Source organism: Curtobacterium flaccumfaciens (assembly GCF_018598405.1).
Lineage (GTDB): Bacteria > Actinomycetota > Actinomycetes > Actinomycetales > Microbacteriaceae > Curtobacterium > Curtobacterium aurantiacum.
In genome coordinates this window covers 88,242-102,605 of the sequence record NZ_JAHEWS010000002.1, presented here as the reverse complement: position 1 = coordinate 102,605, position 14,364 = coordinate 88,242, and the positions used below count along the sequence as shown (strand labels likewise).

The 14,364-nt window shown below is 70.9% G+C and carries 13 protein-coding genes; all 13 read right to left on the bottom strand.

Annotated features, from left to right (window positions below):
* Window positions 1-56 precede the first annotated feature (56 nt).
* The 13 genes from KK097_RS02040 to KK097_RS01980 all read right to left on the bottom strand — a co-directional run bounded on the left by KK097_RS02040 (window position 57) and on the right by KK097_RS01980 (window position 14,203).
* The gene (locus tag KK097_RS02040) at window positions 57-1,010 is read right to left on the bottom strand and encodes a type IV toxin-antitoxin system AbiEi family antitoxin (protein ID WP_214543541.1); all 954 of its coding nucleotides are present in this window, start codon (window positions 1,008-1,010) and stop codon (window positions 57-59) included.
* A 163-nt stretch (window positions 1,011-1,173) separates the two neighbouring features.
* Window positions 1,174-2,850 (bottom strand): phospho-sugar mutase, encoded by a 1,677-nt coding sequence (locus KK097_RS02035; RefSeq protein ID WP_214543540.1) that lies wholly within the window; start codon window positions 2,848-2,850, stop codon window positions 1,174-1,176.
* Window positions 2,847-3,689 (bottom strand): purine-nucleoside phosphorylase, encoded by an 843-nt coding sequence (locus KK097_RS02030; RefSeq protein WP_214543539.1) that lies wholly within the window; start codon window positions 3,687-3,689, stop codon window positions 2,847-2,849. The genes KK097_RS02035 and KK097_RS02030 overlap by 4 nt, the downstream gene beginning before the upstream one ends.
* A gap of 66 nt (window positions 3,690-3,755) precedes the next feature.
* A complete protein-coding gene (locus KK097_RS02025; RefSeq protein WP_110892706.1) occupies window positions 3,756-4,034 on the bottom strand; it encodes a PTS sugar transporter subunit IIB in 279 nt (92 codons plus the stop codon).
* Window positions 4,031-4,477 (bottom strand): PTS sugar transporter subunit IIA, encoded by a 447-nt coding sequence (locus KK097_RS02020; RefSeq protein ID WP_214543538.1) that lies wholly within the window; start codon window positions 4,475-4,477, stop codon window positions 4,031-4,033. The genes KK097_RS02025 and KK097_RS02020 overlap by 4 nt, the downstream gene beginning before the upstream one ends.
* A gap of 3 nt (window positions 4,478-4,480) precedes the next feature.
* Window positions 4,481-5,593, bottom strand: coding sequence for an adenosine deaminase (locus tag KK097_RS02015; RefSeq protein WP_214528421.1), 1,113 nt, complete (start codon window positions 5,591-5,593; stop codon window positions 4,481-4,483).
* A gap of 120 nt (window positions 5,594-5,713) precedes the next feature.
* Window positions 5,714-7,012 carry a thymidine phosphorylase gene (locus KK097_RS02010; protein ID WP_214543537.1) on the bottom strand — a complete coding sequence of 433 codons (1,299 nt, stop codon included), beginning with the start codon at window positions 7,010-7,012 and terminating at the stop codon, window positions 5,714-5,716.
* 4 nt (window positions 7,013-7,016) lie between these two features.
* The gene (locus KK097_RS02005) at window positions 7,017-7,499 is read right to left on the bottom strand and encodes a cytidine deaminase (RefSeq protein WP_250896354.1); all 483 of its coding nucleotides are present in this window, start codon (window positions 7,497-7,499) and stop codon (window positions 7,017-7,019) included.
* A gap of 31 nt (window positions 7,500-7,530) precedes the next feature.
* Complete coding sequence (locus tag KK097_RS02000; protein ID WP_214543536.1) at window positions 7,531-8,820, bottom strand: ABC transporter permease; 1,290 nt, start codon at window positions 8,818-8,820, stop codon at window positions 7,531-7,533.
* Complete coding sequence (locus tag KK097_RS01995; RefSeq protein ID WP_214543535.1) at window positions 8,817-10,166, bottom strand: ABC transporter permease; 1,350 nt, start codon at window positions 10,164-10,166, stop codon at window positions 8,817-8,819. The genes KK097_RS02000 and KK097_RS01995 overlap by 4 nt, the downstream gene beginning before the upstream one ends.
* Entirely contained in the window at window positions 10,163-11,683 is a 1,521-nt protein-coding gene (locus KK097_RS01990; RefSeq protein WP_214543534.1) for an ABC transporter ATP-binding protein, read from the bottom strand. Before KK097_RS01990 ends, KK097_RS01995 begins: the two co-directional genes overlap by 4 nt.
* Window positions 11,684-11,824: 141 nt before the next feature.
* Window positions 11,825-12,889 carry a BMP family lipoprotein gene (locus KK097_RS01985; protein WP_214543533.1) on the bottom strand — a complete coding sequence of 355 codons (1,065 nt, stop codon included), beginning with the start codon at window positions 12,887-12,889 and terminating at the stop codon, window positions 11,825-11,827.
* 198 nt (window positions 12,890-13,087) lie between these two features.
* On the bottom strand, window positions 13,088-14,203 hold the full coding sequence (locus KK097_RS01980) for a mannose-1-phosphate guanylyltransferase (RefSeq protein ID WP_214528432.1): 1,116 nt from the start codon (window positions 14,201-14,203) through the stop codon (window positions 13,088-13,090).
* Window positions 14,204-14,364 lie beyond the last annotated feature (161 nt).

Here is a 14,364-nt window from a genome sequence, read left to right as displayed (position 1 = left end):
TCGATGTGCACCCTCTGACGGTCATCGCACCCCGACTCTTCGGGGCGCGACGACCGTCAGAGGGCGCGGCTCGCAGCATGACGCCAGGCAGTACCCCAGTTCGGACCGAGCGGCACCCCGGCATCGTGCAGCACCCGGGGGAGCTGCCCCGCGGGCATCGCGTCCGACCACATCACCCGTGCGAAGCCGTTGACCTCGCGACGGCGGCGGAGACGGTCCTCCCGGCGCTTCTCGTCGACCAGGGCGTCTGCCGCCGTCCGCCCCCGCCGCGGGTCGTCGTACTTCACCCGGCCGTCGAACTCGACGATCACCCCGGCTTCCGCGAACCACAGGTCCACCCGATCGCGGAGCAGGCCGTCGTGCCGGAACTCCTGCTGCAGTACCGGGCCCGGAGCGCCGAGCACGTGCGCACCCCACCGGGTGATGCTCTCACCCGGTGAGTCGGCGAGCGGATCCGCGTGCTCGACCAGTTCCCGCGCGCGTCGATGCCCGCGAGCACGGCGACTCCCGAGCGTTTCGAGGATCGCCGGCCGCTCGACGCCGCGCCGCAGCACCGCGTCGAGCACGACGATGGCACGCCACGGGTGTTCGCGAAGGGCGACGTCGACCGCCGTCTCGGTCAAGGTCGTGACGGGCACACCGTCGACCTCGACCGAGGACGGTCGCCGGCCGGCGCTGCCGATGCGTTGGATGCTCCGCTTGACCTGGCCCCGGTCCCGGGACGGGTCGGTCACCGTGACACGCTCGCCGAACGCCCCGATCCACGGGAGTCCGAGCATGGCGACCGCTGACCGGTGTGACACCACGACCGAGCCCATCCCGCCGGCGAGCACACTCCGCACGAGCATGCCATGTCGTTCGCGTCCCGTCATGGACGCCCACTCGCCCGACCCGACGTACGTGCCACGGTGCACCCGGATGAGGGTGCCGGCATCCGCTGCGCGACGGATCGCCGACGCACGACCGGGGTCCTGCGCGAGGCCGACGGTCGAGATGGGTTCGTGGTCCATGCTCCGATGATCGCGACGCACGGTCCATCGGGAGCGGGGTCTGCGCGATCTGTGGAGAGGCCATGGGGCACCGCACCTCGTTGCGGGCATCGCGCCCCGAAGAGTCGGGGCGCGATGCCCGCAACGGGGCGCAACACGAACGAGCGGAACCGCCCGCGCCGCCCTACGAGACCAGGGGGCGCACCGAGTCGGCGAGGGCGTCGACCAGGCGCTGCGCCTCGGCGGCGGTGTCCGCGACCGTGTCGATGTAGACCTTCACCTTCGGCTCGGTCCCGCTCGGCCGGACGATCACCCTGGCGTCGCCGGACAGGTCGTAACGCAGGATGTCCGAGGGCGGGAAGCCCTGTACCCCGTCGGCGTAGTCGGTCACGGTGTGCACGTCGAGCCCACCGAGGGAAGTCGGCGGCGTGGACCGGAGCGACGCCATGATCTCGCCGATGCGCGACAGGTCGTCCACACGGGTCGCGACCTGCCCCGAGGCGAACGCCCCGAACTCGGCGGCGAAGGCCTCGAGGTGGTCGGCGATCGTCGAGCCCGACGCTGCGAGCTCGTCGGCGAGGGACAGCAGCTCCAGCGCCGCCGAGATGCCGTCCTTGTCGCGGACGACCGACGGGTCGACGAGGTAGCCCAGCGCCTCCTCGTAGCCGAACAGCAGCCCGGGGATCCGGGAGACCCACTTGAAGCCGGTCAGGGTGTCCCGGTACTCCAGCCCGTGACGTGCTGCCACCCGGGCCAGGGCCGGCGAGGACACGATCGACGCGGCGAGCGTGCCGGTCACGCCGGACTCGGACGCCCGCGCGGCGGCCCGCCACCCGAGCAGCCAGCCGACCTCGTTGCCCGAGAGCCGGCGGTAGGACGGCGCACCGGCGTCCGAGGCCGTCGGGATCGCGAGTGCGAGCCGGTCGGCATCGGGGTCGTTCGCGATCACCAGGTCGGCGCCGACGGCGAGACCGCGGGCGATCGCCAGGTCCATCGCGCCCGGCTCCTCGGGGTTCGGGAACGACACCGTCGGGAACGCACCGTCTGGATCGATCTGCTCAGGCACCACCGCGGGCTCGGCGAACCCGGCCGCGGCGAACACCGCACGAGCGGTCTCCCACCCGACGCCGTGCATGGCCGTGTAGACGACCTTCGGCTGCTCGTCGACCCCGCGTGCCGGAGCGGGCACGATCGCGGCCGTGGCGGCCACGTAGGCGTCGACCAGGGCCGAGGACGCGACGGTGTAGTCCTTGCCGCGCGGCAGGTCGGCGATCGACCCGGTGGCGACGGCGTCGATGGCGTCCGCGATCTCGCCGTCGACGGGCGGCACGATCTGCGACCCGTCGTCGTCCTGGCCGAGGTAGACCTTGTACCCGTTGTCCCGGGGCGGATTGTGGCTCGCGGTGACCATGACGCCGGCACCGACGTCGAGGTGCCGGACGGCGAACGCCAGGACCGGCGTCGGCAGGGCCGAGGGCAGCAGCGTGACCTCGAGCCCGAGGCCGCGCATGACCTCGGCCGAGTCACGTGCGAAGACGTCCGAGTTCACCCGGCCGTCGTAGCCGATCACGACGCTGCGCGAGCGCCCGGTGTCGACGAGGAACCGCGCAAGACCCGCAGCGGCCTGGGTCACGACGACCCGGTTCATCCGCAGCGGGCCCCAGCCGAGCTCCGCGCGGAGTCCGGCGGTGCCGAACTGCAGCCGGCCGTCGAACCGCTCGGCGAGCGCCCGGACAGCGGGACCGTCACCGTCGGCCGCCGCGTCGATCGCCGCGGCCAGCTCGTCGCGGGTCTCGGGGTCGGGGTCCTGCGCCAGCCACGCCCGCGCGGTGCCGAGCACCTGGTCGAGGTCGAGCTTCACGACGCCGGCTGCCCGAGAGCGGCGACCACGCGTGCGAGCAGGTCCGCGATCACCGGCTCGGCCTGCTTGCCGGCCTCGAGCACCTCGGTGTGCGACAGCGGGGTCTTCTGGATGCCCGCGGCCAGGTTCGTGATGAGCGAGAACCCGAGGACCTCCATGCCGGCCTGACGGGCCGCGATGGCCTCGAGCGCGGTCGACATGCCGACGATGTGTCCGCCGATGGTCTTCGCCATCTGGACCTCGGCCGGGGTCTCGTAGTGCGGGCCGCGGAACTGCGTGTACACGCCCTCGTCCAGCGACGGGTCGACCGTCCGCGCCAGCTCGCGCAGACGCGCCGAGTACAGGTCGGTCAGGTCGATGAACGTCGCGCCCTCGAGCGGGCTGTCGGCGGTCAGGTTGATGTGGTCGCTGATGAGCACCGGGGTGCCCGGGGTCCAGTGCTCCTTGATGCCGCCGGCACCGTTGGTCAGCACCATGATCGAGGCACCGGTCGCCGCGGCCGTGCGGACGCTGTGCACGACCCGACGGACCCCGTGCCCCTCGTAGTAGTGCGTGCGGGCGCCGATGACGAGCGCGTGGCGGCCGTCGGCGAGGCGGATCGACCGGATCGTGCCGGAGTGGCCGGGGACGGCTGAGGCGCTGAACCCGGGGACCTGGTCCGCCGGGATCTCGGACACGGTCTCGCCGATGATGTCGGCGGCCTTGCCCCAGCCCGACCCGAGGGTCAGGGCGATGTCGTGCCGCTCGATGCCGGACTGTTCGGCGATGGCGGCTGCGGCGGCCCGCGCGACCTCGAACGGGTCGGCAGCGGGGTCGTTCAGCGGGTTCTCGGTGCTCATGGCCCAACTCTAAAGGGCGAGCGACGAGGGCACCGCACGGGACGGGCGTTGACGGCGCAGCCCGCCTCAGTGCTCGCCGAGGGCCCGGTCCACCGCCGCCGTGATCTCGCCCTGGTCGAAGTGGTTCTTGATCACGATGACCTCGGCGTAGGTGTCACCGATCGCCTCCACGAACTCCTGACTCGTCAGGATCACGTTGGCGTCGTCGGAGACGTCCCGCACCGAGGCGACGTCCGCCGCGACGACCGACGCCGACAGCCCGAGGGCGTCCAGCGCCTTCTCGGCGTTCACCTTGAGGATGCCGCTCGACCCGATGCCGGCACCGCAGATGGTCACGATCTTCACGCGGAGACCCCCATGATCGCGCGGACCTCGTCCGCCGTGGTCGCCGCCGCGATCCGCCCGGTGACGGTGGCGTCGTTGAACAGGTTCGCGATCTCGCCGATCGACTCGAGGTGGGTGCCGACCTCGGCCACCGCGAGCCCGAGCACCACGCGCACGGGGTCGTTGTGCGGGTGCCCGAACGCCACCGGCGACGCGAGCGTCACGATCGCGAGCCCGTCCCGCACCACGGCGCCACCGGGCCGTGCGTGCGCGAACGCGAGCCCCGGCGAGATGACGATGTACGGCCCGTGTTCCTCGACCATCCCGATCATGGCGTCGGTGTACTCGTCGGTGGTGGTACCGGAGGCGACGAGCGCACCGCCGACCAGGCGCATCGCGTCACGCCACGCGGGCGCGTCCGCACCGAGGAGGACGGCGGTGTCCGGCAGCGGTGGCAGTCCCATGCGTCAGGCCTCCTGGTACCCGGCCGTGATGGTGGCGATGATCTCCTCGCGGTCCTCGAGCGGCAGGAACGACCCGAGCGCGGCGTTGATCTGGAACGCGGCCAGGTCGTCGAGGTCGTAGCCGAACGTGCCCGCCAGCAGCGCGAGCTCCTTCGACAGCGAGGTCCCGCTCATCAGGCGGTTGTCGGTGTTCACCGTGACGCGGAAGCCGAGCTGGTAGAGCACGTCGAACGGGTGGTCGGCGAGGTCGTCGCCCCACGCGGCGATCGCACCGGTCTGCAGGTTTGACGACGGCGAGACCTCGAGCGGGATCTCGCGGTCACGGACCCACGAGGCGACCTCGCCCAGGGAGGCCAGCGTCGAGCCGTCCCCGGCGTCGGACAGGGCGACGTCCTCGAAGATGCGGACGCCGTGCCCGAGACGGAGCGCCCGGCCGTCGACGAGCGCGGAGCGGATCGAGGCGAGCCCGTCGGCCTCGCCCGCGTGGACGGTGACGGGGAACAGTTCGGACGCCAGGTAGTCGAAGGCGGCGCGGTGGTTCGAGGCGGGGAACCCGGCTTCGGCACCGGCGATGTCGAAGCCGACGACCCCGGCGTCGCGGTGGCGGACGGCGAGCTCGGCGATCTCGAGCGACCGGTCGGCGTGCCGCATCGCGGTGACGAGCTGGCCGACGCGGATGCGCCCGCCGGCGGCGTCGACGGCTTCCTCGATGCCGGCCTGCACGGCCTCCACCGTCTGGTCGAGGGTGAGCCCGCCCTGCAGGTGCTGCTCGGGCGCCCAGCGGACCTCGCCGTAGACGACGCCGTCGGCGACCAGGTCCTCGACGAACTCGCGGGCGATGCGCGTCAGCTGCGGGGCCGTCTGCATCACCGACGTGGTGACGTCGAAGGTCTTCAGGTACTCGACGAGCGAGCCGGAGTTCGACTGATCGGCGAACCACTGCCCGAGCTCGGCCGGGTCGGTGGTGGGGAGCGACACACCCGCCGAGGCCGCGAGCTCGACGATGGTCGCGGGACGCAGACCGCCGTCGAGGTGGTCGTGCAGCGAGACCTTCGGCAGGTCGTTGATGACCGCCCCGGCGTCGGGCAGGCGGTAGGTCGGGGCGTCGGCGCTCATGCCCCCAGGCTATCGGTGGTCACCGCCGCCGCGCAGGCACCTGTGCACAACCCACAACGGAAGACACTGGAGGCTCCCCACAGGTGTGCAGGGAGCCTCCGGCCGGTCGCGTGGCCGGGTTCAGGACCCGATGCGCTCACGCACGATCGGCCCTCGTGCGACCGTGGCGGAGTCCGCCGGGCCGATGGTCCACGCACCCTCGAGCGACTCCAGCGCGCGCGGGATCCGCGACGCGTCGTCGGAGTGCAGCGTCCAGAGCGGCTGCCCCTCGGTCACGGTGTCCCCCGGCTTGAGGTGGAGCTCGATGCCCGCACCGGCCTGCACCGGGTCCTGCGCGCGGGCACGACCGGCCCCGAGCCGCCAGGCCGAGACGCCGAACGGCAGCGCGTCCTGCTGCGTGAGGACCCCGGAGGTCGGCGCGGTGACGACGTGCTGTTCGCGCGCCACGGGCAACGCGGCGGACGGGTCCCCGCCCTGCGCCTCGATCATCCGACGCCAGGTGTCCATGGCGCGACCGTCCGCGAGTGCCGCGGCGGGATCGGCGTCGGGCAGTCCGGCCAGCGTGAGCATCTCGGTCGCGAGCGCCACGGTCAGCTCGACGACGTCGGCGGGGCCGCCGCCGGCGAGCACCTCGACCGACTCCCGCACCTCGAGCGCGTTGCCGATCGTCAGCCCGAGCGGGACCTCCATGTCGGTCAGCAGCGCCGAGGTCGCGACCCCGGCGTCGTTGCCGAGGTCGACCATCGTCTGCGCGAGCTCCCTGGACGCCTCGTAGGTCGGCATGAACGCGCCGGAACCGAACTTGACGTCGAGCACGAGCGCACCGGTGCCCTCGGCGATCTTCTTCGACATGATGCTCGAGGCGATGAGCGGGATGCACTCGACCGTGCCGGTGATGTCGCGGAGCGCGTAGAGCTTCTTGTCCGCGGGGGCCAGGCCGGACCCGGCCGCGCAGATGACCGCGCCGACGTCCTGCAGCACCTGCATCATGCGGTCGTTCGAGATGGACGCCTGCCACCCGGGGATCGACTCGAGCTTGTCGAGCGTGCCACCGGTGTGCCCGAGCCCGCGGCCGGACAGCTGCGGCACCGCGACGCCGAACGACGCCACCAGGGGTGCCAGCGGCAGGGTGATCTTGTCGCCGACGCCACCGGTGGAGTGCTTGTCGACCGTCGTCTTGCCGAGCGACGAGAACGACATCCGCTCCCCCGACGCGATCATCGCGAGCGTGAGGTCCTTGATCTCGCGCCGCTCCATCCCGTTCAGGAAGATCGCCATCGCCATCGCGGCCATCTGCGGGTCCTCGACGTAGCCGCGGGTGTACGCGTCGACGAGCCAGTCGACCTCGGCGGTGCTCAGGGCGCCGCCGGAGCGCTTCGTGCGGATGAGGTCGACGGTGTCGAAGGGCTCGACGGCCATGTGATCAGTGCTCCTGCTGGTAGGTGGCGAGGGTGCGCGGCCCGAAGGCGTCCGGCAGGACCTCGTCGATGGTGCGGATCCCCGAGACGGTCTCGAGGAGCATGCCCTCGGTCGAGTGCTCGAACAGCAGCTGACGGCACCGGCCGCACGGCATCAGGGTCGCCCCGTCGCCGTCGACGCACGTGAACGCGACGAGCTTGCCGCCGCCGGTCATGTGCAGCTGCGACACGAGCGAACACTCGGCGCAGAGCGTCACCCCGTAGCTCGCGTTCTCGATGTTGCAGCCGGAGACGATCCGGCCGTCGTCGGTGAGCGCCGCGGCGCCCACCGGGAACGACGAGTACGGCGCGTAGGCGCGCCGCATCGCGGCCGTGGCGGCGTCCCGGAGGGCGCCCCAGTCCACGTCGTCGACCGGGAGGCCCGTGGCTGCGTCTGCCGGGTCGATGGCGGTGACCGCCTGGTCACCCTGGGCGTTCGTGTGGGTCATGTGTCGCGCCTCCAGGCCGGTGTGATCAGGACTAGCTCTTGATGTAGGGCTTGCCGGACGCGGCGGGGCCGCGCGACTGCCCGACCAGGCCGGCGACGGCGAAGATCGTCACCACGTACGGGAGCATGAGCAGGAACTCGCTCGGCACCGGCGACTGCGTCGCGCTCAGCGTGTTCTGCAGGTTCGACGCGAAGCCGAACAGCAGGGCTGCGAGCGTTGCCTTGATCGGGTCCCAGCGGCCGAAGATCACGGCGGCCAGTGCGATGTAGCCCGCGCCGGCGGTCATGTCCTTCGTGAAGCCACCGGTCGCGTCGAGCGTGAAGTACGCGCCGCCGAGGCCGGCGATCGCGCCGGCGAGGGAGACGTTCCAGAACCGGGTGCTCGTGACGTTGATGCCGACCGTGTCGGCTGCCTGCGGGTGCTCGCCGACCGCGCGGAGGCGCAGGCCCCAGCGGGTCTTGAACAGGCCGAAGGTGACCACCGCGACGGCGATGTAGGCGAGGTAGACGACGACCGTCTGCTCGAAGAACACCGGGCCGATGACCGGGATCTGGTGCAGCAGCGGGATCTCGACCCGGGGGAACCGGATGCCGATGTTCAGCGTCTCCTCGTTCGGGGACAGCACCTGCGAGTACAGGAAGCCGGTCAGGCCCGAGATGAACGCGTTGATGACGACACCGACGATGACCTGGTCGACCAGGTACTTGATGCTGAACGCCGCGAGGATGAACGACACGAGCACACCCGCGACGAGCGCACCGACGAGGCCGACCCACGCGGAGCCGGTGATGGACGCGATGAGCGCCGAGGTGAACGCTCCCGCGAGGAACTGGCCCTCGATGGCGATGTTGACGACGCCGACGCGCTCGGAGATCACGCCGCCGAGGGCACCGAACACGAGCGGGACGCTCAGGCCGAGTGCACCGACGAGCAGGCCGGGCAGCGGGATCGTGGCACCGGCCGCGGCCCAGGTGAGGAACCCGACGACGAACACGATCGCGAACACCGACGTCACCCAGAGCGGGACGTGCCGCGACGCCCGGACCTCGACGAAGGCGTAGACCGTCGCGATCGCCAGCAGGAGCACGACGACGTAGCCGGTCGGGGCCGCGGGCAGCGGTACGTCCGGCAGAGCGAAGAAGTCACCCGCGTTCGCCAGCCGGAACGTCGTGGTGCCGGCCCGGCTGAGCAGGACGAAGAAGACGACCGCGAGCACCGTGAACACGGCGTACCCGATCGGGAGCTTCCAGCTCCTGGTGGTCTCGACCGGACGGTCCGCGAGCGGCGACGCGGGGGCCGCGGTGGGGCTGAGGGTGCTCATGCGGCGACCGCCTTCCTGGAGTTCTTGCTCGTCTTCGTGCGCTTGCGTGCACCCGGCTGCGGGATCCGGAAGATCGCGCGGACGAGCGGCGGTGCCGCGATGAAGAGGACGATGAGGGCCTGGATGACCCCGACGATGTCGATCGGGATGCCGTTGGCGGCCTGCATGGCGTACCCGCCGTTCTTCAGCACGCCGAACAGGATCGCCGCCCAGAACACGCCCCACGGCTTGGAGCGCCCGAGGAGGGCCACGGTGATGGCGTCGAAGCCGATGCCGGCGTCGATCCCCGAGGTGAAGCCGGAGGTGACTGCGCCCTGCACCTGGTAGGCGCCGGCGATGCCCACGAGCGCGCCGGAGATCAGCATCACCCAGATGGTCAGCGACGGCACGCTCATGCCGGCCACGCGGGCGGCACGGGGGTTCTCACCGATGGTGCGGAACCGGAAGCCGAGCGACGACTTGTTGACGAGCCACCAGACCACGACGACGGCCAGGATCGCGACGATGAACCCGAGGTCCACGCCGTACCGCACGCCGAAGAGCTGCGGCAGGAGTGCGCTCTCCTTGGTGGCGGGCGAGATCGGGTTGCTGCTGCCGGGGGCCTGCAGCAGCCCGGGGGTGCGGAGCAGGTAGCTCACCAGGTAGAGCGCGACGTAGTTGAGCATGATCGTGACGATCACCTCGTGCGCACCGGTCCGGGCCTTGAGCAGACCGACGATGCCGCCCCAGACCGCACCGCCGACGATGCCGGCGACGATGGTGAGCGGGATGTGGACCGCGGCGGGCAGGTCGAACGAGAACCCGACCCAGCCGGCAGCAGCGGCACCCATCAGGATCTGCCCCTGGCCGCCGATGTTGAACAGGCCGGCGCGGAACGCGAGCGCGACGCCGAGGCCGGCCGCGATGAGCGGGACCGCGTAGTCGACCGAGCGGGTGAGCGGCACGATCGCCTGCTGGAACGACTCGGCACCGAAGTTGAACACGGAGCCCTGGAACAGCGAGGCGTACGCGCCGCCGACCGCGGTGCCGATCGCCTGGAGCATGTCCGTGGGGCGGGCGAAGAAGTACCCGGCGGTGGCGCGGACGTTCTCGTCGGTCAGGGCGATGAGGACGCCGCACGCGACGAGGGCCAGCACGACGGCGAGGACCGTGACGAGCACGGAGCCGTTCAGGATCCCCTGCAGGGCGGCCTGCCAGCGATCGCCGCCGGCACCGTTGCGGCGCTCGGTGTCCTCGGCGGAGTCCGTCATGAGGTGCGGGGTCGACTCGACCTCCTGCAGACGGTCGTCGGTGATGGGCGCCTCGGGGGCTGGCTGCTGCGTGTTGTCTGGCGGTGGGGTGGTCACGCGGCCAGCTCCGTTCCTTCGGGGAGTTCCCCGGCCATCATGAGGCCGAGGACGTCACGGGGGGTGGTCGCGGGGACGATGCCGACGATGCCGCCGCGGTACATCACGGCGATGCGGTCGGCCAGGGCCACGACCTCGTCGAGCTCGGTGGAGACGACGATGACCGGCACGCCGGTGTCGCGGGTGGCGACGATGCGCTTGTGGACGAACTCGATCGAACCGACGTCGATGCCGCGGGTGGGCTGCGCGGCGACGAACAGCCGCAGCTCGCGGCTCAGCTCGCGGGCGAGGACGATCTTCTGCTGGTTGCCGCCGGACAGCCGGCCGGCCGCGGTGGTGCGACCGGGCGTGCGGATGTCGAACTCGGCGATCTTGGCGTCGGCGAAGGCGTCGCGCTCGGCCGACCGGATCGTGCCGGCGCGGACGAACTCGGCGTGGTCCGCACGGTCGAGCATGAGGTTCTCGGCGATGGTGAACTCGCCGACCAACCCGTCCTCCTTGCGGTCCTCGGGCACGAAGCCGACGCCGGCGTCGAGCACCTGCTTGACGCTGCGGCCGGTGAGCTCCTTGCCGTCGAGCGTGACGCGGCCGGCGTGCACGGGCTCGAGGCCGATGATCGCCTCGGTGAGCTCGGTCTGCCCGTTGCCCTGCACACCGGCGATCGCCAGGACCTCACCGCGGCGCACCGTGAACGAGACGTCGTCGACGAGGACGATACCGGACGGGTCGGTGACCGTGAGGTTCTCGACGACCAGGGCATCGGCGCCGCCGGTCGACGGTTCCTTGTCGACGACCAGCGAGACGGCGCGGCCGACCATGAGCGCGGCGAGTTCGTTGTTCGTCGCGGTGGGCGAGGCCTCGCCGACGACCTTGCCGAGGCGGATGACCGTGATGCGGTCGGCGACCTCGCGCACCTCGCGGAGCTTGTGGGTGATGAACACGATGGCGGTGCCGGCTTCGCGGAGCTGGCGCATGATGCCCATCAGCTCGTCGGTCTCCTGCGGGGTGAGGACGGCCGTCGGCTCGTCGAACACCAGCACGGACGCGTCGCGGGACAGCGCCTTGATGATCTCGACGCGCTGCTGCACGCCGACGGGCAGGTCCTCGACCTTGGCGTCGGGGTCGACGTCGAACCCGAAGCGGTCGGAGATCTCCTGCACGCGCTTGCGGGCACCGGCCAGGTCGAGCCGCCCGCCGAAGGTGGTCTGCTCCTGCCCCAGCATGACGTTCTCGGCGACGGTGAACACGGGTACGAGCATGAAGTGCTGATGCACCATGCCGATGCCGGCGCGCATGGCGTCACCGGGGCCGTCGAAGTCCTGCACCACGTCGTCGAGCAGGATCTCGCCCTCGTCGGCGTCGTACAGGCCGTACAGGACGTTCATCAGGGTGGACTTGCCGGCGCCGTTCTCACCCAGGAGGCAGTGGACCTCACCCGGCTCGACGGTGAGCGAGATGTGGTCGTTGGCGACCAGGGCGCCGAACCGCTTGGTGATGCCGCGGAGTTCGAGCTTCATGTTCGGGAGTCTATTTCTGTCTCGCGCGCGCCACGCGGGCGCTCGATGTCGCGTGCACCCCGCGGATGCACGATGTGGTGTGCGCCACCCGGGCGCACGAGAACGCGGGCGAGGGATGCTCCCCCGCCCGCGTTCACCGGGTCAGGACTGGGTCTTGACCTTGATCGAGCCGTCGATGATGCCGGCCTTCACGTCGTCCAGCTCGCCCTGCAGGCCCTTGTCGACCTTGGACTCGAAGTCGTGGAACGGGGCGATGCCGACGCCGTCGTTCTCGAGGGTGCCCACGTACGGGTCCTTCGAGAACTTGTCGTCAGCCGCCTGCTCGACGACGTCCTTCACGGCCGGGCGCATGCCCTTCTCGACCGAGGTGAAGGCGATGTCCTTGTAGCGGGGGTCGGCCTCGTAGAGGTCGCTGTCCGCACCGATGAGGACGGAGCCGTTGTCGGCGTCCTTGATGGCCTCGGCAGCGGACTGGTAGATCGGGCCACCGACGGGCAGGATCACGTCGGCGTCCTGGTCGAGGAGCGTCTGCGCGACCGACTTCGCCTGCGTGCCGGCCTCGAAGCCACCGGTGAAGGAGCCCTTGCCGGTGTCGACGTTCCAGCCGACGACCTTGACGTCCTTGTCCTTCTGCTCGTTGTAGTACTTCACGCCGTCCGCGAAGCCGTCCATGAAGATGGTGACGGTCGGGATCTGCATGCCACCGAACGTGCCGACGACGCCGCTCTTCGAGTAGGACGCCGCCGCGTAGCCGGCGAGGAACGCCGCCTGCGAGGTGTCGAACGTGATCGGCTTGACGTTGTCCGCGTCGATCGAGTTGTCGTCGATGATCGCGAAGTCGGTGTCCGGGTTCGCAGCGGCCTGCTTCTTCGTGGCGTCGGCGAGGTTGAAGCCGACGGTCACGACGAGGTTGCAGTTCTGGCCGATGAGCTGCTCGATGTTCGAGTCGTAGACGGTGGCGTCCTTCGACTCGGCCTCCTTGTAGGTGGCACCGATCTCCTTGGCGGCGTCCTTCATGCCTTCGTAGCCGAGCTGGTTGAACGACTTGTCGTCGAACCCACCGGCGTCGGAGACCATGCAGGGGCGGAAGTCGGTCTTGTTCGCCGATTCGGTGTCGGACGGCGCCGAGGCGCAGCCAGCGAGGACGGCGACGGTGCCGGCGAGCGCGAGGCCGCTGAGGACGACCTGTCGGGTACGAGATGTCACGGGTTGGTTCCTCCGGGGAGCGTGCCCGGACCACGTGCGTTCCGGGCGATCGTGGCGACAGTACACGACCGTCGGGCCGGTACAGGACCCGTTGCGGGGGTCCTGCTGATCGGTTACGGGATCGCGACCCCGCCGAAACGCGCCCGTAACGCGAGGCGGCCCACTCGCCCCCAGTTCGAGGGGTTTGTCGGTGGAGCGCTACAGGACGTCGCCCCGGCCGCTGATCTTCAGCGCATCCACCACGCTCTTCACCCGCTGCGCGTTCGCGCTGGTGGTGACGAGCAGGGCGTCCGGGGTGTCCACGACGACGATGTCCTCGACGCCGATGAGCGAGATGAGCCGCTGACTGTGCGAGATCACGATGCCGCTCGACGAATCCGCCAGGATGCGCGCACCGTCGCCGAGCACGGCGAGGTTGTTCGGGCGGCCGCCGGACTGCAGCTTGGCGAGCGAGGCGAAGTCACCCACGTCGTCCCAGTCGAAGTCGCCGGGGACGACCGCCATGCGTCCGGCCGCGGCTGCCGGCTCGGCGACCGTGTAGTCGATCGCGATCTTCTCGAGCATCGGCCAGACGGCGTCGACGACGGCGCCGCGAGCGGAGGTGTCCCAGGCGTCCGCGAGTTCGTTGATCCCGGCCAGCAGCTCCGGCTTCGTCCGGCCGATCTCGGCGAGCAGCACGTCGGCGCGGGCGATGAACATGCCGGCGTTCCAGAGGTAGTTGCCCTGCTCGACGTAGGAGCGGGCGGTGTCGAGGTCCGGCTTCTCGACGAACGACTTGACGGCGTGCGCGGTGGGGGCGCCCTCGATGTCGAGTCCGGCGGTGTCGGCGTTGATGTAGCCGAAGCCGATCGCAGGCTCCGTCGGGGTGATGCCGATGGTCGTGACGTAGCCGGCGCGTGCGACGGCGACGGCCTCGCGGACCGAGCGGCGGAAGCCCCGGGCGTCCCCGATCACGTGGTCGGCCGCGAAGGAGCCGATGACGACGTCGGGCTCGCGGCGCACCAGGATCGCCGCGGCCAGGCCGATGGCCGCCGTGGAGTCCTTCGGCTCGCTCTCGAGCACGACGTTGTGGTCCTCGACGCCGGGCAGCTGCGACTCCACCGCGACCCGGTGCGCACGGCCGGTGACGACCATGATCCGCTGGTCGCCGGCGAGCGGCGCCAGGCGGTCCCAGGTCTGCCGCAGCAGCGAGGTGCCGGAACCGGTCAGGTCGTGCAGGAACTTGGGTGCGTCCGCGCGCGACAACGGCCACAGGCGCGATCCGATGCCCCCTGCGGGGATGATCGCGTAGAAGTCTTCGAGAGCGTCAGCCACGCGCTCACCGTACCGGTCCCACCGGGCGGATCCTGGGTGGTCCCCGCACGATTCCCGCATGCGGGCTCCCGCAGCACGGGCCGCCGCGTTGTTCACCCGGCGCGTGCGCCCCGTTCACGTCGTCGGCCCCGTCGGGTCACGTCATGCCCGGAGCATGGGCA

What these genes read in the sequence shown, in the direction of transcription:
- KK097_RS02040 (WP_214543541.1), bottom strand. Translation starts at nt 1,010, where the DNA reads ATGGACCACGAACCCATCTCGACCGTCGGCCTCGCGCAGGACCCCGGT.
- KK097_RS02030 (WP_214543539.1), bottom strand. Translation starts at nt 3,689, where the DNA reads ATGAGCACCGAGAACCCGCTGAACGACCCCGCTGCCGACCCGTTCGAG.
- KK097_RS02020 (WP_214543538.1), bottom strand. Translation starts at nt 4,477, where the DNA reads ATGGGACTGCCACCGCTGCCGGACACCGCCGTCCTCCTCGGTGCGGAC.
- KK097_RS02015 (WP_214528421.1), bottom strand. Translation starts at nt 5,593, where the DNA reads ATGAGCGCCGACGCCCCGACCTACCGCCTGCCCGACGCCGGGGCGGTC.
- KK097_RS02010 (WP_214543537.1), bottom strand. Translation starts at nt 7,012, where the DNA reads ATGGCCGTCGAGCCCTTCGACACCGTCGACCTCATCCGCACGAAGCGC.
- KK097_RS02005 (WP_250896354.1), bottom strand. Translation starts at nt 7,499, where the DNA reads ATGACCCACACGAACGCCCAGGGTGACCAGGCGGTCACCGCCATCGAC.
- KK097_RS02000 (WP_214543536.1), bottom strand. Translation starts at nt 8,820, where the DNA reads ATGAGCACCCTCAGCCCCACCGCGGCCCCCGCGTCGCCGCTCGCGGAC.
- KK097_RS01990 (WP_214543534.1), bottom strand. Translation starts at nt 11,683, where the DNA reads ATGAAGCTCGAACTCCGCGGCATCACCAAGCGGTTCGGCGCCCTGGTC.